The organism is Pseudomonas sp. Van50, assembly GCF_055390755.1.
This window is the reverse complement of record NZ_AP024343.1, coordinates 3,898,204-3,924,975: the sequence shown is the minus strand read 5'-3', so window position 1 is coordinate 3,924,975 and position 26,772 is coordinate 3,898,204. Positions and strand designations below refer to the sequence as shown.

Annotated in this window: 23 protein-coding genes and 2 pseudogenes; 6 read left to right on the top strand and 19 right to left on the bottom strand. The window is 61.7% G+C overall.

The window, feature by feature from the left end:
- Positions 1-344: 344 nt before the first annotated feature.
- Positions 345-1,136, bottom strand: a complete 792-nt coding sequence (locus tag ACZ5M5_RS16545; RefSeq protein WP_192263848.1) for a transporter substrate-binding domain-containing protein — start codon at positions 1,134-1,136, stop codon at positions 345-347.
- 92 nt (positions 1,137-1,228) lie between these two features.
- A complete protein-coding gene (locus tag ACZ5M5_RS16540; RefSeq protein WP_103311259.1) occupies positions 1,229-1,882 on the bottom strand; it encodes a TetR/AcrR family transcriptional regulator in 654 nt (217 codons plus the stop codon).
- Between the two features lie 141 nt (positions 1,883-2,023).
- Here ACZ5M5_RS16540 and ACZ5M5_RS16535 point away from each other — a divergent pair, with 141 nt between their 5' ends.
- Both ACZ5M5_RS16535 and ACZ5M5_RS16530 read left to right on the top strand, forming a co-directional pair.
- Complete coding sequence (locus ACZ5M5_RS16535; RefSeq protein WP_103311257.1) at positions 2,024-3,253, top strand: arabinose transporter; 1,230 nt, start codon at positions 2,024-2,026, stop codon at positions 3,251-3,253.
- A gap of 59 nt (positions 3,254-3,312) precedes the next feature.
- On the top strand, positions 3,313-4,179 hold the full coding sequence (locus tag ACZ5M5_RS16530; RefSeq protein WP_464737632.1) for an SDR family oxidoreductase: 867 nt from the start codon (positions 3,313-3,315) through the stop codon (positions 4,177-4,179).
- 47 nt (positions 4,180-4,226) lie between these two features.
- Here the strand turns inward: ACZ5M5_RS16530 and ACZ5M5_RS16525 are convergent, their stop codons facing one another.
- Complete coding sequence (locus ACZ5M5_RS16525; RefSeq protein ID WP_024619432.1) at positions 4,227-4,859, bottom strand: response regulator; 633 nt, start codon at positions 4,857-4,859, stop codon at positions 4,227-4,229.
- Between the two features lie 31 nt (positions 4,860-4,890).
- A complete protein-coding gene (locus ACZ5M5_RS16520) occupies positions 4,891-6,252 on the bottom strand; it encodes a cache domain-containing protein (protein ID WP_060742185.1) in 1,362 nt (453 codons plus the stop codon).
- A gap of 325 nt (positions 6,253-6,577) precedes the next feature.
- On the opposite strand from ACZ5M5_RS16520, the gene ACZ5M5_RS16515 reads away from it, so the two are divergent.
- Positions 6,578-8,638 carry a carbon starvation CstA family protein gene (locus tag ACZ5M5_RS16515; protein ID WP_060742186.1) on the top strand — a complete coding sequence of 687 codons (2,061 nt, stop codon included), beginning with the start codon at positions 6,578-6,580 and terminating at the stop codon, positions 8,636-8,638.
- A gap of 15 nt (positions 8,639-8,653) precedes the next feature.
- Complete coding sequence (locus ACZ5M5_RS16510; protein WP_003182142.1) at positions 8,654-8,851, top strand: YbdD/YjiX family protein; 198 nt, start codon at positions 8,654-8,656, stop codon at positions 8,849-8,851.
- A gap of 312 nt (positions 8,852-9,163) precedes the next feature.
- Here the strand turns inward: ACZ5M5_RS16510 and ACZ5M5_RS16505 are convergent.
- Positions 9,164-10,959, bottom strand: a pseudogene (locus tag ACZ5M5_RS16505) (methyl-accepting chemotaxis protein).
- A gap of 255 nt (positions 10,960-11,214) precedes the next feature.
- Here ACZ5M5_RS16505 and ACZ5M5_RS16500 point away from each other — a divergent pair.
- Entirely contained in the window at positions 11,215-13,290 is a 2,076-nt protein-coding gene (locus ACZ5M5_RS16500) for a TonB-dependent siderophore receptor (RefSeq protein WP_464739400.1), read from the top strand.
- A gap of 69 nt (positions 13,291-13,359) precedes the next feature.
- Here the strand turns inward: ACZ5M5_RS16500 and ACZ5M5_RS16495 are convergent.
- The 8 genes and pseudogenes from ACZ5M5_RS16495 to ribBA all read right to left on the bottom strand — a co-directional run bounded on the left by ACZ5M5_RS16495 (position 13,360) and on the right by ribBA (position 21,634).
- Positions 13,360-14,363, bottom strand: a pseudogene (locus ACZ5M5_RS16495) (acyltransferase family protein).
- Positions 14,364-14,616: 253 nt separating this feature from the next.
- Complete coding sequence (locus tag ACZ5M5_RS16490) at positions 14,617-15,660, bottom strand: LLM class flavin-dependent oxidoreductase (RefSeq protein ID WP_060742189.1); 1,044 nt, start codon at positions 15,658-15,660, stop codon at positions 14,617-14,619.
- A gap of 30 nt (positions 15,661-15,690) precedes the next feature.
- Positions 15,691-16,176 (bottom strand): flavin reductase family protein, encoded by a 486-nt coding sequence (locus ACZ5M5_RS16485; RefSeq protein WP_192260512.1) that lies wholly within the window; start codon positions 16,174-16,176, stop codon positions 15,691-15,693.
- Positions 16,177-16,220: 44 nt separating this feature from the next.
- Positions 16,221-17,372: an ABC transporter ATP-binding protein gene (locus tag ACZ5M5_RS16480; protein WP_464737631.1), complete on the bottom strand. Its 1,152-nt coding sequence runs from the start codon at positions 17,370-17,372 to the stop codon at positions 16,221-16,223.
- Between the two features lie 17 nt (positions 17,373-17,389).
- A complete protein-coding gene (locus ACZ5M5_RS16475) occupies positions 17,390-18,199 on the bottom strand; it encodes an ABC transporter permease (protein ID WP_003201669.1) in 810 nt (269 codons plus the stop codon).
- A 6-nt stretch (positions 18,200-18,205) separates the two neighbouring features.
- Positions 18,206-19,135 carry an ABC transporter permease gene (locus ACZ5M5_RS16470; RefSeq protein WP_464737630.1) on the bottom strand — a complete coding sequence of 310 codons (930 nt, stop codon included), beginning with the start codon at positions 19,133-19,135 and terminating at the stop codon, positions 18,206-18,208.
- Complete coding sequence (locus ACZ5M5_RS16465; RefSeq protein WP_060742191.1) at positions 19,132-20,157, bottom strand: ABC transporter substrate-binding protein; 1,026 nt, start codon at positions 20,155-20,157, stop codon at positions 19,132-19,134. The genes ACZ5M5_RS16470 and ACZ5M5_RS16465 overlap by 4 nt, the downstream gene beginning before the upstream one ends.
- A gap of 367 nt (positions 20,158-20,524) precedes the next feature.
- Entirely contained in the window at positions 20,525-21,634 is a 1,110-nt protein-coding gene (ribBA, locus tag ACZ5M5_RS16460; protein WP_060742192.1) for a bifunctional 3,4-dihydroxy-2-butanone-4-phosphate synthase/GTP cyclohydrolase II, read from the bottom strand.
- Between the two features lie 82 nt (positions 21,635-21,716).
- Here ribBA and ACZ5M5_RS16455 point away from each other — a divergent pair, with 82 nt between their 5' ends.
- Positions 21,717-22,019 carry a DUF1330 domain-containing protein gene (locus tag ACZ5M5_RS16455; protein ID WP_464737629.1) on the top strand — a complete coding sequence of 101 codons (303 nt, stop codon included), beginning with the start codon at positions 21,717-21,719 and terminating at the stop codon, positions 22,017-22,019.
- Here the strand turns inward: ACZ5M5_RS16455 and ACZ5M5_RS16450 are convergent.
- The 6 genes from ACZ5M5_RS16450 to ACZ5M5_RS16425 all read right to left on the bottom strand — a co-directional run bounded on the left by ACZ5M5_RS16450 (position 22,009) and on the right by ACZ5M5_RS16425 (position 26,740).
- Positions 22,009-22,572, bottom strand: coding sequence for an NUDIX hydrolase (locus ACZ5M5_RS16450; RefSeq protein WP_060742194.1), 564 nt, complete (start codon positions 22,570-22,572; stop codon positions 22,009-22,011). The genes ACZ5M5_RS16455 and ACZ5M5_RS16450 overlap by 11 nt on opposite strands.
- 2 nt (positions 22,573-22,574) lie before the next feature.
- Positions 22,575-23,327, bottom strand: coding sequence for a GntR family transcriptional regulator (locus ACZ5M5_RS16445; protein WP_103309674.1), 753 nt, complete (start codon positions 23,325-23,327; stop codon positions 22,575-22,577).
- A gap of 60 nt (positions 23,328-23,387) precedes the next feature.
- Entirely contained in the window at positions 23,388-23,798 is a 411-nt protein-coding gene (locus ACZ5M5_RS16440; RefSeq protein ID WP_464737628.1) for a carboxymuconolactone decarboxylase family protein, read from the bottom strand.
- Between the two features lie 132 nt (positions 23,799-23,930).
- Positions 23,931-24,416 (bottom strand): flavin reductase family protein, encoded by a 486-nt coding sequence (locus tag ACZ5M5_RS16435; protein WP_060742196.1) that lies wholly within the window; start codon positions 24,414-24,416, stop codon positions 23,931-23,933.
- A gap of 12 nt (positions 24,417-24,428) precedes the next feature.
- Positions 24,429-25,910 carry an aldehyde dehydrogenase gene (locus tag ACZ5M5_RS16430; protein ID WP_464737627.1) on the bottom strand — a complete coding sequence of 494 codons (1,482 nt, stop codon included), beginning with the start codon at positions 25,908-25,910 and terminating at the stop codon, positions 24,429-24,431.
- Positions 25,907-26,740, bottom strand: a complete 834-nt coding sequence (locus tag ACZ5M5_RS16425) for an alpha/beta fold hydrolase (protein ID WP_060742198.1) — start codon at positions 26,738-26,740, stop codon at positions 25,907-25,909. The genes ACZ5M5_RS16430 and ACZ5M5_RS16425 overlap by 4 nt, the downstream gene beginning before the upstream one ends.
- Positions 26,741-26,772 lie beyond the last annotated feature (32 nt).

Sequence of the window (26,772 nt, the reverse complement as noted above, 5' to 3'; positions counted from 1 at the left end):
CAGCCAACCTCAATGCGGCTGACCTGACGCCATCGCGAGCAAGCTCGCTCCCACAGTTGTTTTGGGTAGCCCCAGGATGCGCATACGCCACAACTCCCCTGTGGGAGCGAGCTTGCTCGCGAATGCAGTGGGTCAGTCAACATCGATGCGGCTGACTTGACGCCATCGCGAGCAAGCTCGCTCCCACAGTTGTTTTGGGGTGGTCCCAGGATGCGCATACGCCACAACTCCCCTGTGGGAGCGAGCTTGCTCGCGATTGCAGTGGGTCAGTCAACATCGATGCGGCTGACTTGACGCCATCGCGAGCAAGCTCGCTCCCACAGGGGGGGTGTTTCAGCCAATGGTTACTGGGCGGCTGGAACGGCCAGCCATTGGCCAATCACCTTCTGGTAGCTGCCATTGGCCTTGCTCAGGTGCAGCCACTGATCCACGTACATCTTCCAGGTGTTGTCATCCCGTGGCAGCAGGTAGGCCTTCTCGCCATATTGCAGGTAGCGGGTCGGGTTGACGGCGCACAGGCCGGGCTTGAGTTTTTGCTGGTAGAGCGCTTCCGAGGCGTCGGTAATCATCACGTCGGCTTTCTTGTCCAGCAGTTGCTGGAAGATGGTCACGTTGTCATGGAAGCTGAGCTGGCCGTTGGGCAGGAATGCCCGGACGAAGGCTTCGTTGGTGCCGCCGGCCGGCTCGACAAGGCGTACCGAAGGCTGGTTCATCTGCTCGAGGGTCTGGTAACGCTCCTTGTCTTCGCAACGCACCAGGGGGATCTTGCCGTCCACGTCCAGGGTGGTGCTGAAATAGGCTTTCTTCTGACGCTCCAGCGTCACCGAAATCCCACCCATGCCGATGTCGCATTGGCCTGCAACCATATCCGGCATCAGGGTTTTCCAGGTGGTCTGCACCCATTGCACCTTGACGCCGAGGCTGGCGGCCAGGGAGCGCGCCATGTCGATGTCGATGCCTTCGTATTCGCCTGCTTCGGTTTTAAAGGTATAGGGCTTGTAGTCGCCGGTGGTGCACACCTTCAGTTCGCCGCGTTGCAGGACCTGGTCCAGCAGCGAAGGTGCCGGTTCGGCCAAGGCGCCGCAAGAGAGCGCCAACAGGCCACAGAACGTCATCGAGCTTGTTATGGTTTTCATTGTGAGGGGACGTCTCGTAGCGGAGGGAAACAAGATCGGGGAGTGTAGTAAAAGTGTTGGCAGGCTGTCACTGGAGCATGGCTGACGAACCGTCAGCAGACAGCGGTCTCAAAGGGGCGTCGCTGCAAACTTCCCAGGTAGGCGCAGAACATATCGGCCATGGCGTCGCTGTAGATGGCAACGTCCACGGGAGAGCGGGGCGCTGATGAAAAGCGCTTACCCACGGCACTGAGCGTGCTGATGACCAGGTCACCTGCCAGGGTACGGGTTTGGGCCGGTGCGTCTGGCAATGCTTGCAGCATGAAAGCGTCCACCGACTGTTGCACCGACATCCGCGCGGCCTGGTGCTCGGGAGCGTCGCGGTAGAGCGGGGCGGCGTCGTTGAGGGCGACGCGTATCTGGGCTTCGTCACATTCGGACTGGATGAACGCCTGCACCAGGGTACGCAGGCGCTCGAAGGGCGGCTTGAGGGTGTCTTCAAGAATCTCGCGCAGCATGTCGCTGGTTTGCCGCCATTCATCACTTTGCAGGCGGAACAGGATCGCCGCTTTGTTCGGAAAGTATTGATACACCGAACCGACGCTGACGCCCGCCCGCTCGGCAACCCGGGCCACCGTGAAACGTGCCGCGCCCTGGGTCGCCAGAACCTGAACAGCCGCTTCCAGAACCGCGGCGACGAGCTCGGTGGAGCGTGCCTGTTTCGGCTGTTTACGCGAGGAAATCTGCGGGCTTGGGCGTTCGGACATGTGGGCTTGAACCTCGGCAGGGAATGCGAATAGGAAATGCGACGGATTATTCGTATCTTGAATGCGACGAATTGATCGCATTCTAGTCGCCTCCGCAGGCAGCGTTCAACGTCACATCGCATCCTTTCCGTGGGTAGGGTTATGACACAAGACAATATTCATCTCGGCGCTTCTTCGGCGCCTCAGGCAGCCGTCGAGGCCCATCCGGCACTCAAGCTGTTGCCGCTCACATTGACCGTATTCATCGGTTTTCTCACGATCGGCATGCAACTGCCCGTCTTGCCCCTCCATCTGCATGACACGCTGGGCATGGGCACGCTGGTGATTGGCCTGGTGATCGGGGCACAGTTCGCCGCGGCGCTGTTGTCACGGGCCTGGGCCGGCAATTTTGCCGATATGCGCGGTGGCAAACGCGCGGTCATGACCGGGTTGGTGACCGCCGCGGTTTCAGGGCTGGTTTATCTGCTTTCCCTGGCGTTCGTTGCCGCGCCGGTCATGTCGGTCTGGCTCTTGTCCGGCGGTCGGGTACTGCTGGCAATTGGCGAAAGCCTCATTGTCACCGGTGCGCTGGGGTGGGGCATCGGCCTGGTGGGTGCGCAGCATGCCGGCAAGGTCATGGCCTGGAACGGCATCGCCATGTACGGGGCCTACGCACTGGGTGCTCCGCTCGGCGTGGTGCTCAACGGCGCCTGGGGGTTCACCGGCATTGCCATGGCCTCGATGTTCATTCCGCTGCTGGCCTTGCCGATTGTCGCGGGCGTGCGCGCTGTCGCCCCTACGGCGACCCGGCGTACACCGTTCTACACGATGCTCGGTGCTGTATGGGTTCCCGGCATGGGGTTGGCGTTTTGCAGCGTCGGCTTTGGTGTCCTCACGGCGTTCATTGCCCTGTTGTTCGCGGCCAGGGATTGGGGCAACGCTTCCTTGGCGTTCACGGCGTTCGGTGTGGCTTTCATCGCTGCGCGCCTGCTTTTCGGGCACCTTCCGGACAAGATTGGCGGCGCTCGCGTCGCCCTGGTCTGCGTATTGATCGAAACCGTTGGGTTGCTGCTGATCTGGAGCGCCGACACCGCGACCATGGCTTATGTGGGCGCGGCTTTCACCGGCTTCGGTTACTCCCTGGCGTTTCCCGGCTTCGGCGTGGAAGCGGTACGGCGTGCGCCACCGCAGGCACGCGGTCTCGCCATGGGGGCCTACGTCGCGTTTCTTGATATTTCCCTGGGCATCACCAGTCCGCTGGCCGGTTTGTTGGCCAGTGGCTGGGGCATCGGTGCGGTTTACCTGGGCGGCGCCATTGCCGTTGGGCTGTCTTTCGGAGTGGCCTTGATGCTGCTCAGAGGACGGCAAGCACAAGTTCAATACAAATCCTGAGTCTTCGCTGGGTTATAGAAGATTTTTGGTCTCGGTTTTTTAGAACAGGAGCGTTGCATATGCACGTATTCGTTACCGGTGCCACGGGCTGGGTTGGGGCGTCCGTGGTACAGGATCTGATCGCCGCCGGGCATCGGGTCACGGGCCTGGCCCGCTGCGAAGAAAAAGGCGCGACACTGGCTGCGACAGGCGCGAAGGTGATTCCAGGCACGTTGGATGATCTCGAGATCTTGCACAGCGCAGCCTCGGCGGCGGACGCGGTGATCCACACGGCGTTCAATCATGACTTCTCGCGATTTGCCGAAAATGCCCAGCAGGACCGCCGCGCCATCGAAACGTTGGGCGATGCGTTGCGCGGCTCCGACCGGCCGTTGCTGGTGACGTCGGGCCTGTTTGGATTGACGCGGGGCGCGAGTGAACTGGAAGTGGTGAGCCCGGCTTCGCCCCGCAAGTCCGAAGCCGCCGCCCGGGACCTGGCCGAGCGTGGAGTACGTGTGGCGACGGTGCGACTGGCGCCCTCGGTCCATGGCCTCGGCGACCATGGCTTCGTGCCGATCCTGATTCGCCTTGCCCGGGAAAGCGGCGTATCGGCTTACCCAGGCGACGGCAGCCATTGCTGGTCGGGTGTGTGTCGACAGGATGCCGCGCGGGTTTATCGGCTTGCCTTGGAGCAGGGGGTGACGCAATCCGTCTACCACGCCGTCGCCGACGAGGCCGTGCCGTTCAAGGACATTGCCCAGGCGATCGGTCGTGGCCTGGGGTTGCCGGTCGAATCCCGGGAGCGCGAGCATTTCGGCTGGTTCGCCCACATGGCGGGGGCGAACATGGCGGTGTCCAGCGAATACACCCGTGCCTTGCTGGGCTGGACGCCAAGCGGCCCGGGATTGTTGGATGACCTTGAACACCCTGGTTATTACGCTGGATAAGGGGCACCTGTGGCGAGGGAGCAAACTCCCTCGCCACAATGGTTTCTCTAGCGGGAAATGATCCCGTGGTCGATCGCGTATTTCACCAGGGCTGCGGGCTTGTCGATGTTCAGCTTGCGGCGGATGCTCAGGCGATGGGTTTCGACGGTGCGTACGCTGATGTCCAGTTCACGGGCCATTTCCTTGTTGTTCAGGCCCTGGACCATTTTGTACAGCACCTGGCTTTCCCGTGGCGTCAGCTCGTTGTCGGTGTGTGGGTCGGTGGCGAGCCGCTGGGCGATCTCGGCACTGTAGAAGGTGCCGCCGCTGATGATGGCTTCGATGGCCGCGATGATCTCCCGCGATGGCGCGTTCTTGAGCACGTAGCCGCTGGCGCCGGAACGCACGGACTCGCTCACGTACTCATAATTGTCGTACATGCTGAGGATCAGGATCTTGAGGCTGGGGTATTGCTTGCCCAGCAGCCGGGTCAGCTCGAGCCCGTTCTTATCCTTGAGGCCGATGTCCATCAGCAGCAGGTCCGGTTGGCAGCGACCGACCATTTCGATCGCTTGCGCACCGTTCTCGGCTTCACCCACCACATCCAGTTGCGGCATCACTGACAGCAGGGCCCTGATGCCGTCGCGGACCAGGGAATGGTCATCGACCAGTGCGACGCGAATCACGGGAGGCAGGTTCATCGACGAGTGCTCTTGTTGGCGTGGGCGTGCATCAGTTTTCCGTGACCGAGAGGTTCATGGGCAGCAGGATGTCCAGTTCGCTGCGGCCCGGTACGGACGTCACTTCCAGGCGTCCGCCGAAATGCTCGACCCGTTCGCGGATATTACGCAGGCCGATGCCGGCATGGCCGCGTTCCACTTGCGGGACGTTGAACCCCATCCCGTCGTCGACCACCGTCAGTCGCAAGGACTGGCTGGAACCGAACAGGGTAATGCCGACGCTTTTCGCCCCGGCATGGCGCTCGATATTGGTCAGGGCTTCCTGGGCAATGCGAAACAGCGAGACAGGGGCGCCATTTTCGAGGCGGCAATCGAATTCGTTGCTTCGATAGGACACTTCCAGCCCGCTGCGCTGCTGGAATTCGGTGGCGAGCTGGCCGATGGCGGCGGGCAGGCCCAAGGTGTCGAGCAGGGACGAGCGCAAGTCGTGGGAGATATTACGGATCTCGCCGATGGCTTCGCCGAGCCGGTCAGTGGCGTTCTTCAGGATGCCCAGGCCGTTTTCCTGGCCATTCTCCAACACGTGGCTGGCCAGCTCGAACTGGAATTTTATCGACACCAGCAGTTGGCTGATGCCGTCATGCAGCTCGCGCGAAACCCGCGAGCGTTCTTCTTCCTGCAAGCTGACGATGCGCTGGTTCAAGCGCTGCAGTTTTTTGTCGGCCAGGCGATGTTCGCTGACATTGAGGGTCATGCCGCCGGCAAACACCAACAGGACCGCCACCAACGCGATCGCGGCGATGGCTTGCATGGTGGTGTGGATGCCATGGGCGACCTCGTCACGGGCCTGCTGGGTGGCGCGCTCGACATCTTCCAGGTAAATCCCGGTGCCGAGCATCCAGCCCCATTTGTCCAGCATCACGACATAGGCCAGCTTGTCGGTCACCTGGCCGGAGGAGGGCTTGTTCCAGGCATAGCGCTGGAACCCTTCGCCTGACTCGGCGCTTTTGATCAGCGCCTGGATGACCGGCAGGCCGTGGGGGTCCTTCATGTCCCAGAGGTATTGCCCCACCAACTCCGACTGGCGGGCATGCATGAGGCTGCGGCCCTGGCGGTCGTAGACGAAGAAGTAACCGTTGATGCCGAAGCTGAGTTTGCGCAGTTCTTCCAGGACCTGCTGTTGCGCCCGCGCGTCTCCCTGGCCGTTGTCATACAGCGGGGCGATCAGGCTCTGCGCCATCTCGACATAGTTCTTCAACTCGGCGCGCTTGCTCGCCAGGATGCTGTCTTCGATCAGTTGTGCCTGTTGATCGCCCAGCTGGCGGTTGAGCGAGATCACCAGGGCGCAGATGACGGCGATGGCCAGGACCAGCGGCAAAATCCCGAGGGCGACGATTTTGTGTTTGAGCAGCATCTGTACTCCTGTCCGGGCTCGGCGGGGAGGCGAATGGCGGCATCATATGCCAAACCCATGGGTGAGGCATAAAACCTGTGGGAGCGAGCTTGCTCGCGATGACGTCGGATCAGCCAGCGGGGATGTCGCCTGACACAATGCCATCGCGAGCAAGCTCGCTCCCACAGGGGATGGGTGTCTACGTAGAACTACGTAGATGGCCCGTACGTAGTACTGCGCATTTATTTATTGACGACTTGCAGGGATATTGGGCCGGCTCCGAATAGCCGGGGCACACTATAAAAACAATCGCCGCAATCCACTGGATATCGGCAGGAGACACGCAATGACAACCCGTCTGGTTAAACACCTCGCCTGGTTTGCCGTGGCTGTTCTGGGAGCTTGTGCGTTGAGTGTCGTGGCCTTGCGCCGCGGCGAACCCATCAACGCCCTCTGGATCGTCGTCGCCGCCGTGGCCATCTACCTGGTCGCCTACCGCTACTACAGCCTCTTCATCGCCAACAACGTGATGCAACTCGATGCGCGCCGGGCCACCCCCGCCGTGCTCAACAACGATGGCCTGGACTACGTCCCGACCAACAAACACATCCTCTTCGGCCACCACTTCGCGGCCATTGCCGGTGCGGGGCCGCTGGTCGGGCCGGTGCTGGCGGCGCAGATGGGCTACCTGCCCGGCACGCTCTGGCTGATCGCCGGCGTGGTGCTGGCCGGTGCGGTGCAGGATTTCATGGTCCTGTTCCTGTCCACCCGCCGCAACGGTCGCTCCCTGGGTGACATGGTGCGCGAGGAAATGGGCCGCATCCCCGGCACTATCGCGCTGTTCGGCTGCTTCCTGATCATGATCATCATCCTCGCGGTGCTGGCGCTGATCGTGGTCAAGGCCCTGGCCGAGAGCCCGTGGGGCATCTTCACGGTGATGGCGACCATCCCGATCGCGATGTTCATGGGCATCTACATGCGCTACATCCGCCCGGGCCGCATCGGTGAAATCTCGATCATCGGCGTGCTGTTGCTGCTGGGGTCGATCTGGCTGGGCGGGCAAATCGCCGCCGACCCGGTCTGGGCCAAGGCTTTCACCTTCACCGGGATCCAGATCACCTGGATGCTGATCGGTTATGGTTTCGTCGCGGCGGTACTGCCGGTGTGGCTGATCCTGGCCCCGCGGGACTACCTGTCGACCTTCCTCAAGATCGGCACCATCGTCGCCCTGGCGATCGGCATCCTGGTCACCATGCCCGAGCTGAAAATGCCGGCGCTGACCCAGTTCACCGACGGCACCGGGCCGGTGTGGAAGGGCGGGCTGTTCCCGTTCCTGTTCATCACCATCGCCTGCGGCGCGGTCTCGGGCTTCCATGCGCTGATCTCCTCGGGCACCACGCCCAAGCTTTTGGATAATGAAACCAACGCCCGCTACATCGGTTACGGCGGCATGCTGATGGAGTCCTTCGTGGCGATCATGGCCATGGTCGCCGCTTCGGTGATCGAGCCGGGCGTGTACTTCGCCATGAACAGCCCGGCGGCCATCGTCGGCGGTGACGTGGTGGCCGTGGCCCAGACCGTCAGCAGTTGGGGGTTTGCCATCACGCCCGAGGCGCTGCAAGCGGTGGCCAAGGACATCGGCGAGACCACCGTGCTGGCCCGTGCCGGCGGTGCGCCGACCCTGGCGGTGGGGATCGCGCAGATCCTGCACTCGGTGCTGCCGGGTGAGAACACCATGGCGTTCTGGTACCACTTCGCGATCCTGTTCGAAGCGTTGTTCATCCTCACCGCCGTGGACGCCGGCACCCGTGCCGGGCGGTTCATGCTCCAGGACCTGCTCGGCTCGTTCGTGCCGGCCCTCAAGCGCACCGAATCGTGGACCGCCAACCTGATCGCCACCGCCGGTTGCGTGGCACTGTGGGGTTACCTGCTGTACCAAGGCGTGATCGATCCGCTGGGCGGCATCAACACCTTGTGGCCGCTGTTCGGCATCTCCAACCAGATGCTGGCCGGTATCGCCCTGATGCTCGCCACCGTGGTGCTGATCAAGATGAAGCGCCAGCGCTACGTCTGGGTCACGCTGCTGCCGGCGTCCTGGCTGCTGATCTGCACCACCACCGCGGGCCTGATCAAGCTATTCGACGCCAACCCGGCGATCGGCTTCCTGGCCCTGGCGCGCAAATACAACGATGCCCTGGCCGCCGGCCAGATCCTGGCCCCGGCCAAGAGCATCGAGCAGATGCAGCACGTGGTGTTCAACGCCTACACCAACGCGACGCTGACGGTGTTGTTCCTGTTCGTGGTCTTCAGCATCCTGTTCTACGCGCTCAAGGTCGGCATCGCCGCCTGGGGCACCAAGGAACGCACGGACAAAGAAGCGCCATTCCAGGCCCTGCCGGACGCTTGATAGAGGATTGCAACGATGTTCAATGACTTGAGTCGCCTGGGTAAATACCTCGGTCAGGCCGCCCGCCTGATGGTCGGCATGCCCGACTACGACAACTACGTCGAGCACATGCAAACCAAGCACCCGGACAAACCGATGATGGACTACGAGGCGTTCTTTCGCGAACGCCAGGAGGCCCGTTACGGCGGCAAGGGTGGGCCCAAGTGCTGTTGAAGCACCGCTTGGGTTGAGGTAGTCCTGTGGGAGCGAGCTTGCTCGCGATGGTGGTGGGTCAGTTGACGATGATGTCGCTGATCCACCGCCATCGCGAGCAAGCTCGCTCCCACAGTTGTTTTTGGGGGGCTCAGAATTTGTATGCGCCACAAAATCCCTTGTGGCGAGGGAGCTTGCTCCCGCTGGCGTGCGAAGCAGGCCCCGGCGGTTCTTCAGGCCGACCGTATCAGCCGGTTTTGCGACTGCTGCGCAGCCGAGCGGGAGCAAGCTCCCTCGCCACAGGGTAGTTGTCTGGCTTGATTCCGCTGTTGATCACTCCGCCAACAACACCGCCGCATCGAAGCCCACCCGCAAGTTGCCCCAATGGCGACCGCCGAAGAAGAACGGTACGTCAATCTCGGTCATGATTTCCCCGGTATCGCGCAGGTAGGTCTGCAGCAGGAAGCGCTGGACGTTGCCCGCCGCGCGCAGGCCGATCGGGTCGTTGAAGATTCGCTTGTTGCGGCACACCGGCAAATCCACCGCCCGGTCGCCGGTTGGCGGCTTGGAGACCCAGCTGTTGTTCACCGGGCAGTAGCCCTTGCTGTCGACAATGAACGACACCTTGCCCCCGGCGTGCTGCGGGTGAGTTTGTCGCATTCTTCCTGGCAGACCTGGGCAAAGCGTTCGGTGTAGCTGGCCATGTACTGCTTGGGATCGGTACCGGGAATCAGTTGGTAATTCTGATCGAACAGGTTCAGGCCTTCGCGTTGCAGCGCCTCCAGGCGGACCTGGAGCGTGTCGCGGCACTCGCTGGCACGGGTGATGGCGGCGTCCAGCTTGCCGTGGCCGAGCACGAACCGGCCCAGCAGCGTCTGGACCTTTTCGGCCACGCCGGACAGGTCGCGGGTGGCCGTTGCCGAATGCTGCATGCGCTGGTCGATCAACTGGCTGTCGGCGTGAATCTGGGTCACCCGGTCGTTGATCCCGGTGTTGCTGTCGGCGAACTGCTGGATGTGGGTCGCGATGTCGGCCAGCTTGCCGTTGGTGGATTCGAAGTCGACGATCATGCTTTCGAAATGGCCGGAAGCGCGTTCCACCACTTTCTGGGTTTCCCGGGCGCTGTGGCTGATCTGCGTGGTCTGCTCGTGGGTGGAGCTGACTTCCTCGAGCATGGCGTCGATGTTGCGCGAGATATCGTCGGTGGCCCGGCTGACATTCTGTGCCAAGGTGCGCACTTCATCGGCCACTACCGCGAAGCCGCGGCCACTTTCGCCGGCCCGGGCGGCTTCGATGGCGGCATTGAGGGCCAGCAGGTTGGTCTGGGCAGAGATCTGCTGGATCAACCCGACAATCGACTTGATGCTCGAGGAACGTTGGTTCAAGGCGCTCACCAAGGTGGCAAATTCACCGAGGTTGCTGGAAATCTCACTGATGTTGCCGGTTACTTCCAGTAGCTCGGCGTAGGAGTCGCGGGCCATGCTCAGGTTCTGGGCGGTGGTGCTGGAGATGCCCTGGGTCTGGCGCGAGACTTCTTCGATGCGGCCCACGGCGGTGTTGCTCTGGTCCATCACTTCCTTGGCGAAGCGGGCCTGGTGGGTGGCACTGTCGCTGGAGTCGCTGATGTTCTTCAGCGAGCGGGCCGACTCGACGGCGATGTGCACAGTCAGCGCCTGGACATTGCTGATGATCTCCCGCTGCTTGGCCAGGAAACGGTTGCAGGTGCCGGCCAGCACGCGGATCTCGTCGTGGGTCACCAGTGGCAGGTCCTTGGACAGGTCGCCTTCGCCGTTGGCGATCTCTTCCAGGGCCTTGGTCATGGCGGTGACGGGGCGCACGATGAGGTGGCGGAAATACCAGACCATGAAACTGATCATGCCCAGCGTCAGGACCGCACCGAAGAGCAGGGCATGGGTAAGGCTGTCGAGCCGGCCTTCGATCTGCCCCAGCAAGGCACCGTCCAACTGCGCGTTGCGCAACAGCAGCAGGATCTCGGCGCGGGCGCTGACGGCCACCCAGTACAACAAGCCACTGACCAGCACCAACAGGAAAAGACTCGAGAGCTTTTTGGTGAGGGTATCGAAAAACTGCATCTCGATAGACTCGTACAAGTCCTTTAACGTCTGCATGCCGCTGCTCCTGGGCAAAAAAATCTCTTAATGGAATACATTCGACCGCGAGCGGCAAAGCTTTAGGGCGGCGGGGCGATTTGATATCACCTTTGGGAGCAAGCCCCACAGAGGTTTGGGGTGATCATCACTGGATCAAAAGATTTACTGGGAATGATTCTCAAAGTATATTTGCTCTCATTAACGTCCCTTCCATGAGTGCGCGTCTTGAATCGTTCCACCCCCCTCGCAAATCGCAACGTCTTCATCAAGTGTGTGTTGCCAACCCTGTCCTGCTGCTTCATTGCAAGCCCGTTGTGGGCACAGGACACTGTCGAACTGCCGGCCACGGATATCCAGGGCAGTCGTGTCACTCAGGACGAGGGCTATACGACGTCGCAAGCCAGCACGGCGAGCAAGAGCGATGTACCGATCAAGGAAGAGGCGCAGTCGATCAACGTGGTGACCCAGCAGACCCTGGCGGACTACCAGGTGCGCTCGTTGAACGACGCGATGAAGTTTGTCAGCGGCGTCAGCCAGGGCAATACCCTGGGCGGCTCGAGGGACTCGTTGGTCAAACGCGGGTTCGGCACCAACGACGACGGCTCGATCCTGCGCGACGGCGTGCGTTCGAACCTGGGCCACAACTTCAGCGCCACCACCGACCGCGTCGAAGTGCTCAAGGGCCCGGCCTCGATGCTGTATGGCGCGCTGGAGCCCGGCGGCCTGATCAACGTCATCAGCAAGAAACCGGAATACACCCAAAGCACCACGCTGAGCGGCTCGGCCTACAGCGAAGGTGGCGGCACCATGGCCCTGGACACCACCGGGCCGCTGGGCGATACCGGCCTGGCCTATCGCCTGATCGCCGAGCGCGGCCACGAGGACTACTGGCGCAACTATGGGGTCAATGAGAGCACGCTGGTGGCGCCGTCCCTGGCTTGGACGGGTGAGCGGGCCTCGTTGAACCTGAGTTATGAGTACAACGAATACTCCAATCCGTTTGACCGGGGTACGGTGTTCACCAACGGGCATCCGGCTGACATCGATTACGACAAGCGTCTTGATGAGCCTTGGGCCAAGAGCGTGGGGATTCGCGAAACGGCGACGGCGCGGTTCGAGTATGAGTTGAGCGATGCGTGGAAAACGCGGGTTACCTATGGTTGGAACAATGATCGGTACAGTCTTTCGATTGCGCAGCCCGATGATTTGACGGGAAATCAACTGAGCAGAAAATCCAACGGCGCTCATTACGATGACGAAACGCGCTACGCCAGTTGGGATTTCATCGGCAAGCAGGAGTTGTTCGGCCAGCGCCATGACCTGTTGGTTGGCGTCGATAATCAAGTGTCCGATCAGTTTCGTGGCAAGACCTACCGTGGGGATGCGCAAGGAGGGTTCGACATCACTGCGCCGGTTTATGGTGGGTTGGCAGAACCCAGCAAGCTGAATGCAAAACAGAGCAACCTGAGTAACCAACTGACCTCCAGCTCCATTTATCTCAAGGACAACTGGCATCTGGATGATCGCTGGATACTGGTCTTCGGTGGTCGCTACCAGCATTACGACCAATTCGCCGAACAAGGCATGATCAAGCGAGAGGGGGTTCGCGACGATAATGGCGACGCCTTCGTTCCATTCCTCGGATTGGTTTATAAAGCTGCCGAGACCCTTTCTCTTTATGGTAATTACAGCCGTTCATTCAAGCCCAACGATACCGTCGACGACAACCTCAGCACCTTCAAACCGGAAGAAGGGCGTAGCTATGAAGTGGGTGCCAAATACGACCCGATGCCTGGGCTGAATATCAACCTCGCCTTGTTCGATATCGTCAAAAAGAATGTAGTAACAACCACTGTAGTCGGCGGAAAGAACATCGCAGAAGCCGCTGGCAAGGTGGGTTCCCAAGGCCTGGAGCTCGACATCACTGGCCGCCTGGCCGACCGTTGGGACTTGATCGGCACTTACGCCTACACCCACACAGAAATATTGGACGATCCGGACGACGAAGGTCATCGCCTACCCGACGCTCCCAAACACACCGCGAGCCTGTACCTCACTCACCACCTGAACATTCCAGCCGAATTCGGCGCCTGGCACGCCGGTGCCGGTGCGCGTTACGTCGGCGAACGCGCCGCCAACAAGGCCAACGAATTCTGGCTCAGCAGCTACACCGTCGCCGACGCCTTCCTGCGCTGGGAGGCGCCGGTGATGGGGCACAAGACCTCGTTGCAGTTGAACGTCGACAACCTGTTCGACAAGCAGTACTACCCGTCCTCCACCGGTAGCCAGTTGCAGGTCAACGTCGGCGAGCCGCGTACCGCCAAGCTGAGCGCCAGCGTGACGTTCTAATTCGGCTGCGCTGGAATACAAAATGCCCGGGACCTGCGTCCCGGGCATTTTTTGTACGGCAGCCAGAGGCTAAGCCACCGTGCTGCCAACGGGAGCCGTGGCACCGTACTTAACGCCCGCCCTGAGGGCATGACGAAGCTTCAGCGCCGGTCGCTCGACCCATAGTACGAAACGCCACTCAACGCGAACGACAGTACCAGCACTGCTGTGATGATCAGGGCGCTGTACTCCACCGGCCAGAACGCACGCAACACATACATCACCACAAAATGGTTGAGGAACACGCCATAGCTGATGTTGCCCAGGAACTCATCGAGCCGGTGATGCTTCATTCTGCCGAGCAGAAACACCGCCGGCAGGCCCAGGGCGATGCCCAGGGTTACCTCGGCGTTGAACGGCCGACGGGGAATGATCCCGACGACAATGGCCAGGAACATCAAGGCGGCAACGAACAGGGTGATGGACACGATCCACAGCCCTTTGGCCTGCGCCCGATACAGGTAGCTGCCGCAGAGGAAAATGAACAGCACGCCCGGCAGCAGGCGATAGCCGTAGATGTCCGTGTCGAGGTAGCCCAGGGAAGCGACCATGAACACCGTCACGGACACGGCAAAGGCGACACCCCTTGTCTTGTAGAGGATCAGGAACGGGATCAGCAGGTAAAAGCACATTTCCAGTCCCAGGGACCAACCGGGAGGCAGGATCTCGGGCACGGTGATGCCGAACATGTAGAAGCCCAACGGCACGATCGGCAGGCTGGTGGCGATGTTTTCCAGGGTCAGGGCGGCTGCCTGGGGCGTTCCAGGCAAGAGGAAATGGATCACCGCGCAGGACATGACGAAATACACCAGGAACTGCGGGTACAGCCTCAACAGTCGATCGATGTAGAACAGGCCGATCTGGCCCGGGGTGTTGTAGGTCCTCTCGATCAGCGAGGTCATCACGAAGCCGCTGATGATCAAAAAGGACACCACGGCAACGACGCCGGGGTTCAAACCCATGAACGTCACACCCATATGAGAAACTGCCACCAACATGGCCAGCAGCAACCGATAAACCCCCACGCGCATCATCCTTAATCAGAGTTGATCCTTTTGCGCGGTACGTTATGCGGCTTTGCGAGCCGTTAATAGTGGTTTGCGGGGCAGCGGCGAGGTAGTGGGGGCAATTGTCACATTTGACACATTTGACACATTTGACACATATGTTTCAGGTGAACGAAAGCCTTGTGGGAGCGAGCTTGCTCGCGATTGGGCCAATACATGCCCAATCTTTTTGACAAACACACCGCCATCGCGAGCAAACTTGCGATGGCGGTGCAACGGATCACCGAAACGCCGGCACCACCTGTTGGATAAACAGCTCCAGGGATTTTTTCTTCTCGGTATGGGGCAAACTGTTGTCGCACCAGAAGCTGAATTCATCCACGCCCAGTTCCTGGTAGTACTTGATCCGCTCGATGATTTCCTGCGGTGTACCAATCATGGTGTTCTTGCGGATGTTCTCCAATTGGAACTCCGGACGCTCGGCGAATTTCTCTTCCGGGCTTGGCGCCAGGAAGCCGTTGACCGGCACCTGCTTGTTGCCGAACCAGGCATCGAAAGTGCGATAGAACTTCGAGATGGCCTGGGCGCCGACTTTCCAGCCTTCGGGATCGTCCACCGCATGGACATGGGTGTGCCGCAGCACCATCAGTTGCGGGCGTGGCACGTCGGGGTTGTTGTCCAGGGCGGCCTGGAACTTGTTCTTCAGGTCGAGGACTTCCTCATCGCCTTTCATCAGCGGCGTGACCATTACGTTGCAGCCGTTAGCGACGGCGAAGTTGTGGGAGTCCGGGTCGCGGGCGGCGATCCACATTGGCGGGTGAGGCTTGCGGATTGGCTTGGGCACGCAGGTGGAGGTGGGGAATTTCCAGATCTCGCCATCATGGGCGTAGTCGCCTTGCCATAGGGCGCGCACCACCGGGACCATTTCCCGCAGGGCCTGGCCGCCGGAGGAGGCTGGCATGCCGCCGGCCATGCGGTCGAACTCCACCTGGTAGGCGCCCCGGGCCAGGCCGACTTCCATGCGGCCATTGCTGATCACGTCCAGCAGCGCGCATTCACCGGCGACCCGCAGCGGGTGCCAGAACGGCGCGATGATGGTGCCGGCGCCCAGGTGGATGGTGGTGGTCTTGCCGGCCAGGTACGCCAGCAGCGGCATCGGGCTTGGCGAAATGGTGTATTCCATGGCGTGGTGTTCGCCGATCCACACGGTGCTGAAGCCGCCGGCCTCGGCCAACAGGGTCAACTCGCTCAGGTCTTCGAACAACTGGCGATGGCTGACGCTTTCGTCCCAGCGCTCCATGTGTACGAACAGGGAAAATTTCATGGCGCTTTCTCTTTATTGTTGACGATCGGTTCAGGCGAGGACGGGCAGGGCGCCCATCTTGCCGTGGCAATAAACCAGCGGCCCCGGTGTGTGCTGCGCAACGATCAGGTTCTTCACGGCGCCGACCATGATGGCGTGGTCGCCGCCTTCGTATTCGCGCCACAGTTCGCACTCGATGATGGCGGTGGCGTTGCTCAGCAACGGGTTACCCCGTTCGCTCAAAGTCCATGCGATGCCCTGGGCCTTGTCCTTGCCTTTGCGGGCGAAGGCGTAGGCTTCGTTCTGCTGGCCGCCGGAGAGGAGGTGGATGGCGAAGCGCTTGTTCTTGATCAGCACAGGATAGGAGTCGGAGCTGTAGTTGGGGCAGAACAGCACCAGGGCCGGGTCCATCGACAGGGAGCTGAAGGCACTGGCGGTGAGGCCGACTACCTGGCCGTCGTCATCGAGGGTGGTGATCACCGTCACGCCGGACGGGAACGAGCCCATGACTTGTTTGTAGACGCTGGCATCGATCATCGGACGATCCTCGGGTTTTATCGGTTGTGGGCGCGCAATGTTCATCAATGAGCTCCCGCGGCCTTGTTCAGGTCGCTCTCGGCCCATTGGGTGTAGACACAGGCGTCGGCGGTGGCCCAACGCACGCGCACCGGGTCGCTGGCCTTGAGCGGCATGCCGGCGGCGGACAGCGCCTTGACGGTCATGGCCGTGCCGCCGGACGTCACCACGCTGCAAGTCTGGCTTTCACCGAGGAACAGCACTTCGACGACCTTGGCCGACACCTCATTCCAACCGGCCGCCAAGGGTTCCTGGGCCGCTTGCTCGACGCTCAGGGCGAGGGCTTTTTCCGGGCGCACCATCAGCAGCACGTCCTGGTCCGTTTGCAGGCCGGCAGTCAGGCGGATCGACAGCGACTGGCCTTCGAAGGTCGCCACTGCGTTGCCCCGGGCCTTGAGCTTGAGGAAATTGGAGTTGCCCAGGAACGAGGCGACGAAAGCGTTCGGTGGATTCTGGTAGAGGTCGTAGCCGCTGCCCAGACCGACGATCTTGCCGTGGCTGAAAATCGCGATGCGCTGGGACAGGCGCATGGCCTCTTCCTGGTCATGGGTGACGTAGACGATGGTGATGCCCAGGCGCCGATGCAATTGGCGCAGTTCATCCTGCAAGTCTTCACGGAGCTTTTTATCCAGGGCTCCAAGGGGTTCGTCCATCAGCAGGATGCGGGGTTCATAGACCAGTGCCCGGGCAATCGCCACGCGCTGCTGCTGACCGCCGGACAGTTGCGAAGGGCGACGATGAGCGAACTCTCCCAGTTGCACCAGCTTGAGCATGGCGTCGACCCGGCGTTCGCGCTCGGCGCTGGCCAGTTTGCGGATCGCCAGAGGGAAGGCAATGTTGTCGCGCACCGACAGGTGCGGGAACAGTGAGTAGCGCTGGAACACCATGCCGATGTCGCGTTTGTGCGGCGGTACGTTGACCAGGGATTTGCCGCCCACCAGGATCTCGCCGCTGCTGGGGGTTTCGAACCCGGCCAGCATCGACAGCGTGGTGCTCTTGCCCGAGCCGCTGGAACCGAGGAACGTCAGGAATTCGCCGTCCTGAATCTCCAGGGAAATATCGTCCACGGCGGCAAAGTCGCCGTAGTGTTTGTTCAGGTTGCGCAGGCTGACCAGGGTCTTGTTGTTCTGTTGTGCGGGGTCTTTGACGGCACTCATCGTGTTCTCCTAGGCGCTCAGGCGCTGATTTCATTGCGCCGACGCAAGGCGGCGGCGATCACCATCACCAAGACCGAGAGGCCGATCAGCAACGTCGAAGCGACGGCGATCACAGGCGTCAGGTCCTGGCGCAGGGTGGTCCACATCTTGACGGGCAAGGTTTGCAGGGTCGGGCTGGCCATCATTACGCTCAGCACCACTTCGTCCCACGACACCAGGAACGCAAACAGGGCACCGGCGACCATGCCCGGGCGAATGGCCGGGAAGGTCACCTTGAACACCGCTTGCAGGCGTGAGGCGCCGCAGATCACTGCAGCGTCCTCGATGGATTGGTCGAACAGCTTGAGCGAGTTGATGATCGAGATGATGGTGAACGGCAGTGCGACGATGACGTGGCTGACCACGAACGCGAACATCGTCCCGGTGTAGCCGAGCTTGAGGAACAGCGCATACACCGCCACGGCGATGATCACCAGCGGCACGATCATCGGCAGGGTGAACAGGCCATAGAGCATTTCCCGGCCCGGGAAGCGCCCGCGCACCAGGGCAAACGCTGTCGGCAGGCCCAGTGCCACGGCGCAGACGGTGGTCAGCACCGCGACCTTGAGGCTGGTCAGTGCCGCGTTCATCCAGTCAGGGTTGGAAAAGAACTGGCCGTACCATTTGAGTGTCCAGCCCGGCGGTGGGAAGACCAGCCATTGGGACGAACCGAACGACAGCAGCACGATGAACACGATGGGCAACAGCAGGAACAGCGCGATCAGGCCGGTGGTGAAATACAGGCCGAACCGCATGCGCCGGCTCATGGCATTGGGAGTCAGGAGCATGGCGGCTTACCTCGAGTTGCTGGCGCCCACCGGGGATTCCGGCTGGAGCTTCAGGTAGAAGTAGAACAGCACCAGGGTGATCGCCACCAACAAGGCGGCGCCGGCACTGGCCAGGCCCCAGTTGAGGAACGATTGCACCTGCTGGATGATGAATTCCGGCAGCATCATGTTCTGCGCACCGCCCAGCAGTGCCGGGGTCACGTAGTAACCGAGGGACATCACGAACACCATCAGCCCGCCGGAGAACAGCCCCGGCCGGCACAGTGGCAGGAATACCCGGAAGAAGTTGGTCCAGGGACTGGCGCCGCAGATGGAGCCGGCCTGCAGGATCATCGGGTCGATGGCCTGCATGGTTGCCTGCAGCGGCAGGACGATGAACGGGATCATGATGTAGCTCATGCCGATCACCACGCCGGTGAGGTTGTGCACCATCTCCAGCGGCTGGTCGATGATGCCCAGCGCCATCAACGCCTTGTTCACCACTCCGGAGGCTTGCAGCAGCACCAGCCAGGAGTAGGTGCGGGCCAGCAGGCTGGTCCACATCGACAGCAGCACGATGTTCAGCATCCAGCGCCCCCAGCCACGGGGCACCAGGGTGATGGCCCAGGCCAGGGGAAAACCCAGCAGAAGGCTGAACAGTGTGACCAGCCCGGCCACCGAAAAGGTGTTGAACAGCACTCGGGCATAGGCCGAGTTGGCGAACAATTGCTCGTAGTTGCCCAGCCCGGGCACCGGCTCCAGCACACCGCGCAGCAGCAGGCCGATCAACGGCGCCAAGAAGAACAGACCGAGGAACAGCAGGGCAGGGACCAGGTTACCGGCCCCGCGCCAGCGCTGTGCCAGCGACGGGGTTTGCGTCGCCGCCTTGGCCTGTACCGCACCGGCAGCGCCAATGGCGCTCCCGGTGCGAGGGGAGGTCGTTGCCGACATTTTCATTTGACCAGCCATTCGTTCCACCGTGTCGCGATGTCCTGACCGTTCTTGGCCCAATACGCGAAATCAAGCGTGATCTGATCCTTGGCGTAGGCGGTCGGCAAGTTGGGGGCGAGCACCGAATCCAGGCGTGCAACGCTGTCGACGTTGACCGGGGCGTAGGCGGTCAGGTTGGAAAAGTCGGCCTGGCCCTTGGCGCTGCTGGCGTTGGCCAGGAATTTCATGGCGGCGGCCTTGTTTTTCGAACCCTTCGGGATGACCAGGATGTCGGCCATGACCAGGTTCTGCTTCCAGCTTACGCCGACCGGAGCGCCGTCTTGTTGCAAGGCATAGATCCGGCCGTTCCAGAACTGCCCGATGCTGGCTTCGCCGGACGCGAGCAACTGTTGGGACTGAGCGCCGCCGCCCCACCAGACGATGTCTTTCTTGATGGTGTCGAGTTTCTTGAAGGCGCGGTCCAGGTCCAGCGGATAGAGCTTGTCTGCCGCGACGCCGTCGGCCAGCAACGCCAGCTCCAGCACGCCTGGGCTTGGCCATTTGTACAGGGCGCGTTTGCCGGGATAGGTCTTGGTGTCGAACAGCGCGGACCAGTCCGTCGGCTTGCCGGCGCCGAGCTTGCCTTCGTTGTAACCGAGGACGAAAGAGAAGTAGAACGAGCCGACGCCATGGTCAGAGACAAAGCGTGGGTCGATCTTGTCGCGCTGCACCACTGAGAAATCGAGGGGTTCGAGCAGGCCTTCGGCCGCGGCACGCAGAGCGAAGTCCGCCTCGACGTCGACCACGTCCCACTGCACGTTACCGCTTTCGACCATGGCCTTGAGCTTGCCGTAGTCGGTGGGGCCGTCCTGGACCACGGTGATGCCGCTGGCCTTGCTGAACGGGTCGGCCCAAGCCTGCTTCTGCGCGTCCTGGGTGCTGCCGCCCCAACTGACGAAGTTGACGCTTTCAGCGGCCATCGTCGCCTGGCTGGTGACACTCAGCAAGCCGGCAAAAAGAATTGCGGCTGCACTTTTCTTCAACACCATTTTCACGCCCTCATTTGTTGTGTTTTTGAGCGGGCTTGGTAATGCCCGCCTATCGGGAGCAGTAGGTCCATCTGGCCTCTAAAGGCGACCGTGCCAAGGGCTGTTATTGGTGCTTTCCCTTGTGGGCGCACTTGGCTGAATCATTCGGTCTATGGAATATCATATTATGGTATTCCAAACTTTCTGCAAGCATTTTGCCGTACCGGCTATCTGTCCGAGGGCAGATTTTTCCTTGTCATTGCTGGGGCGAACCCTGTGGGTGCGAGCTTGCCCGCGATAGCGGTGTGTCAGTCAACATTCAGGCTGGCAGGTCCATTGCTATCGCGAGCAAGCTCGCTCCCACAGGAGATTTGGGTGGGCCTCAGGCTTATCCGGTGAAGGGAATGCTCTCCACCACTTCCAAGTCATACCCCGTCAGCCCCGCGTACTTGAGTGGTGGTCCCAAGTGCCGCAATTTGCCGACGCCCAGGTCCTGGAGAATCTGCGCGCCGGTGCCCACTTCAGAATAGATGCGCGACTGGGAGCGGCTGAATTGTCGTGGCGGCTGGGTCAGTTGCGGTACGCGCTCGAGCAGCGCCTGGGAGGATTCGTGGTTGGCCAGCACGACCACCACGCCGCGACCTTCCTCGGCCACCCGCTGCAAGGCCGCCCACAACGTCCAATTGGACGGGCCGTTGTATTCGGCACCCACCAGGTCCCGCAACGGATCGATCACATGCACCCGCACCAGGGTCGGTTCTTCCCGGCGAATGTCGCCCATCACCATCGCCATGTGCACGCCGCCTTCGATGCGATCTTCGAAGGTGAACAGGCGGAAGGTGCCGTGTACCGTGGGCAGTTCCCGTTCGCCGATACGCACCACGGTGTGCTCGGTACTCAGGCGATAGTGGATCAGGTCGGCGATGGTGCCGATCTTGATCCCGTGCTTGCGGGCGAAAATCTCCAGGTCCGGCCGGCGGGCCATGGTGCCGTCATCGTTCATCACTTCGACGATCACCGACGCCGGCGTGAAACCTGCCAGGCGCGCCAGGTCGCAACCGGCTTCGGTGTGCCCGGCACGGGTCAGGACACCGCCTTCCTTGGCCCGCAGCGGGAAGATATGCCCCGGCTGCACAATGTCGTTGGGCCCCGCATCGATGGCCACGGCGGCGGCGACGGTGCGAGCCCGGTCGGCGGCGGAAATACCGGTGGTCACGCCAGTGGCGGCCTCGATGGAAACCGTGAACGCGGTGCTGAACACGCTGCCATTGCTCGGCACCATCTGCTCAAGCCCCAGGCGCTGGCAGTGCTCGTCAGTCAACGTCAGACAGATCAACCCACGGGCTTCGCGGGCCATGAAGCTGATCGTTTGGGCGTCGCAGCAGTCGGCGGCCAGCAGCAGATCGCCTTCGTTTTCCCGGTCTTCGTCATCCACCAGCAATACCATCTTGCCCTGGCGGTAGTCTTCGATGATTTCCTGAATGCTGTTAAAGGCCATGACGGGCTCTCTGTGTTTTGATGAAGGCTTGCTGGAGATCTATTGTGGTATACCATAATACAAAATAAACCGAGAGGTCACTATGAAGGCGTACTGGATTGCACACGTGGATGTCACCGACCCCGATCAATACAGCCAATACACCCAGCGGGCACCGGCGGCCTTCGCGTTATATGGCGGACGAATACTGGCCAGGGGCGGGCGCAGCGAAGCGATGGAAGGCCGGGCCACGCCGCAGCGCAGCGTGGTGATCGAGTTCGACTCTTACGAACAGGCGCTGGCCTGCTATCACTCGGCGCAGTATCAGGCGGCCAGGCATCATCGCGAAGGCGTGGCCCGGGCCGAGGTGATCATTGTCGAGGGCGTGGCGCCCGTCAGCGGATGAAGTGAATCTTGCCGCTGTCGTCGTTGCCCATGTAGATGCCATAGACCCCGGCCTGGCGTTCCTCGATATAACGTTCGAGGATCTGCCGGATGGCCGGGTAGTAGATGCTGTCCCAAGGAATATCCTCGGGGGCGAAGAACTGGCAGGCGAGGGTTTCCGGGCCGAACTGACCGGTGATCTCCACCGCGGTGGCGCGGAAGATGATGTACACCTCGCTGATCTTCGGCACGCTGAAGATCGAGTAGGGCGAGACGATTTCAGCGCGTACGCCGGTTTCTTCCCAGACTTCGCGCAGCGCCGCCTGTTCGGTGGTTTCACCGCCTTCCATGAAGCCGGCCGGCAGAGTCCAGGTGCCCGGGCGTGGCGGGATGGCGCGCTGGCACAGCAGGTACTTGCCGTCCTGCTCGATGATGCAGCCGGCAATGATCTTCGGGTTGACGTAGTGGATGTAGCCGCAACCGCCACACATCAGTCGCTCATGGGTATCGCCCGCTGGCAGGCGGTGATCGAGGTCACTGCCGCCGCACTTTGGACAAAAGCTCGGGCTGAACATGGCTAGCGACCTATGCGCGGTTCTTTGAGGGCGATGGGCGGGATGATCTCGGGGATTTCACCGGTCTCTTCCTGTTTGCGCTTGAGGTATTCCAGGGCGACCTTGGCCGCGGCGCGCACGTGATCGACGCAGGCCTGGTGGGCCGCCAGGGGATCGCCGCTCTTGATCGCCTCGACCATGCGTTCCATCTCCTGGTTGCTGTCGCCGCGACGGTTTTCCTGGGACACCGAGGTCGCCCGCAAATAGCTGATGCGTGCCTGCAACTGGCGCAGCTGGGTGGCGGCGACATGGTTGCCGGAGCCTTCGAGCAGCACGTCGTAGAAGCCTTGTACCGAATCGATGACTTGTTGCAGTTCGCCTTCCTTGAGGGCCTTGCGGTTCTCCGCGAGGGCTTTTTCCAGGGCCTTGATGTCCTTGGCCTTGGCGCGCAGGGTGAACAGCTGGACGATCAGGCCTTCGAGCACGCAACGCAGCTCATAGATATCGACGGCGTCGGCCAAAGTGATAATGGCGACCCGCGGCCCCTTGGCATCGGCAAACTCCACCAGGCCTTCGGATTCCAGGTGGCGCAGCGCTTCGCGTACCGACGTGCGGCTCACACCCAGGCGATCGCACAGATCGCGTTCGACCAGGCGATCGCCCGGCAGAAGCTGGAAGTTCATGATGGCGCTTCGCAGTTTATCCAGCACGATCTCGCGCAGGGTAACGGGGTTGCGATTGACCTTGAAGCTGTCGTCGAGTGGCAGGCGTTTCATGGGGTCCGCTCTGTAATATGGCTGTCCATGCCAAACGGGCAACATCCGTGCACGTTCAGATCAAACAGCCGAGGGTTGACTGGGGGCCTCGGCATCGGCATCGGCTTCGGCGAAGGCTTCACGGGCAAGCCGGAAACTGTCCACGGCAGCGGGGACGCCACAATAGATACCGACCTGAAGCAGAATTTCGCGTATTTGCTCACGACTCAGGCCGTTACGCAAGGCGCCGCGCACATGCAGCTTGAGTTCATGCGGGCGATTGAGCGCCGAGATCATTGCCAGGTTGATCATGCTGCGCTCCTTGAGCGACAAGCCCTCGCGACTCCAGACGTGGCCCCAGCAATACTCGGTGACCATTTCCTGCAGTGGCCGGGTGAAATCGTCGGCGTTCTCGATGGAACGGTTGACGTAGTCCTGGCCCAGTACCTGGGTGCGGATCTTCAGGCCTTGTTCGTATTTTTCATTGCTCATGGGGGCTCCCTGAAAAGTTGATGGACCTGTGGGAGCGAGCTTGCTCGCGATGGCGGCAGCACCTCCAACAAGGCTGTGACTGATACACCGCTATCGCGAGCAAGCTCGCTCCCACAGGAGAGGGTATGGCCATCAGGCCAGCGTGGGCAGCGGGCCCAGCTTGCCTTTGTGGTAGATCATCGGCGTCACCGGCTGCTCGGGCAGGATCAGGTTTTTCACTGCGCCGACGATGATCGCGTGGTCGCCGCCGTCGTATTCGCGCCACAGTTCGCACTCGATGATCGCCGTGGCTTTGCTCAGCAACGGATTGCCCCGTTCGCTCAGGTGCCAATCGATGCCCTTGGCCTTGTCCTTGCCTTTACCGGCAAAGGCATAGGCTTCGGCGGTCTGGTCGGCGGATAGCAGGTGGATCGCGAACTGTTTGCTGTCGCGCAGGACCGGGTAGGTGTCGGAGCCGTAGTTGGGGCAGAACAGCACCAGCGCCGGGTCGATCGACAGCGCGCTGAACGCACTGGCGGTGATGCCGACGATATTGCCGTCCGGGTCCAAGGTGGTGACCACCGTGACGCCGGATGGGAAGGAGCTCATGACTTCTTTGTAGATGCCGGGTTCGATCATTTCTCAGGACTCCTAGCGCATCACGAACGGATCAGGCATGGGCGCCTGGGACAGGTTGATCCACACCGTTTTCAGTTCGGTATAGGCCAGCACCGAGTCGATGCCGCTCTCGCGTCCATAGCCGCTGTTCTTGAAACCACCGATGGGTGCCATGGCCGACACCGCACGGTAAGTGTTGACCCAGATGATCCCGGAGCGCACATCCCGGGCCAGTCGATGGGCACGGCCCAGGTCGCGGGTCCAGATGCCGGCGGCGAGGCCGAACTGCGAGTCGTTGGCGATCGCCAGGGCTTCGGCTTCGTCCTTGAATCGAATCACCGAGGCCACTGGGCCGAAGACTTCTTCCTGCATGATCTTCATCGAGTTGCGGTCGCATTCGAACAGGGTCGGTTCATAGAACCAGCCGTCGCCCAGGTTCTGTGGACGCTTGCCACCCAGGCGCAGGCGCGCCCCTTCGGCGATGGCGTCGGCCACCAGGCCTTCGACCACGGCCAGTTGCTGCGCGGTGGCCATGGGGCCCATTTCGCTGGCGTCTTCCTGTGGGTTGCCGATGCGGATGCGTTGGGCCCGTTCGACCAGGCGCGAGACGAATTCGTCATAGATTTCGTCCTGCACCAGCAAGCGCGAACCGGACACGCAGCTTTGGCCGGATGCCGCATAAATCCCGGCAATCGCCCCGTTGATCGCACTGTCCAGGTCGGCGTCGGCAAAGATAATGTTCGGTGACTTGCCACCCAGTTCCAGTGACAGCTTGGCGAAGTTTTCGGCGCTGCTGCGCACCACATGTCGCGCCGTGGCAGCGCCGCCGGTGAAGGCGATCTTGCGCACCAGCGGATGGCGGGTAAGGGCCGCGCCGGTACTGGGGCCGTAACCGGTGACGACGTTGACCACCCCCGGTGGAATGCCGGCTTCCAAGGCGAGACGGGCCAGCTCCAGGACCGTGGCCGAGGCGTGCTCGGACGGTTTGATCACGATGGTGTTGCCAGCCGCCAGGGCCGGGGCAAGCTTGATCGCGGTCAGGTACAGCGGGCTGTTCCAGGGAATGATCGCCGCGACCACGCCCATGGCTTCGTGCACGGTATAGGCGAACAGGTCCGGCTTATCGAGGGGCAGGGTGCCGCCTTCGAGCTTGTCGGCCAGGCCTGCGGTGTAGTGGAAGAACTCCGGCAGGTAGCCGACCTGGCCGCGGGTTTCGCGAATCAGTTTGCCGTTGTCGCGGCTTTCCAATTGGGCCAATTGTTCCTTGTTCTCGGCGATCAGGTCTCCGAGTCGACGCAGCAACTTGCCCCGTGCGGTGGCCGTCAAGCCGCGCCAGGCCGGGTTTTCGAAAGCGCTCTGTGCCGCCTGGACGGCGCGCTCGACATCGGCTTCGTCGGCGTCGGGCAATTCGGCCCAGGGTTGAGCCAGGGCCGGGTTCAGGCTTTCGAAGGTCTTGCCGGAGAGCGCATCTACCCATTCACCGCCGATGCACATCGAAAAACGTGCGAGTGTCATGCAACGATCCCCTTTATTTGGTTTTGCCGGGCGTTTGCGGTGTCGAGAAACTCCAGCAACAGCTGGTTGACCAGGCGCGGCGACTCTACTGGCATCATATGCCGTTGTTCGGCGAGCACGGCAACGCTGGCGCCGGGAATGCGCTCGGCCAATTGCCGGGCCATTTCCGGTGTCGAGCCAGGGTCCAGTTCGCCGGTGGCGATCAGCGTCGGCACCTGGATATTGCCCAGGTCATCGGCGCGGTACATGTCCTGGGTGGCGAACAATTCATAGGTGGTCAGGTAGCCCTGGGGATCATTCTGCGCCAGGGTCTGGCGCAACGCGGCAATCTGTGCCGGGTTGGCGGCCTGGTATTCACGGCTGAACCAGCGTGACAACGCCGCCTCGGCATTGGCGTCCGGCCCATGCTCGGCGGCCTGGGCGGTGCGGGCGATGACCCCGGCGCGCTGTTCGGCGCTGCGGTTGAACACGCTGTTGAGCACTACCAGGCCTTGCAGGCGCTGCGGGTAATGCAAGGCAAACGCACGGGCCACCAGGCCACCCATGGAAAAGCCGATCACCGTTGCCTGGGGCAGTTGCAAATGGTCGAGCAGCTCCAGCAACTGGTCGGCGTAGCCCAGCAGCGCGGTACCGCTTTGCGGACGGGGGCTGGCGCCATGGCCGAGCATGTCGTAGGCAATCACCCGGTATTGCGTGGCCAGGCCAACGACCTGGCCACCCCACATTTCTTTGTTCAGGCCCACGCCATGGATCAAGACCACGGGTTGGCCTTGGCCGGTTGCCAGGTAGCTGGTGCCGGCCGGGGTGAGTTCAGCGGTGAGCCGAATCATGGAGCGCTCCTGCATGCCTTTTTATTGTGGTT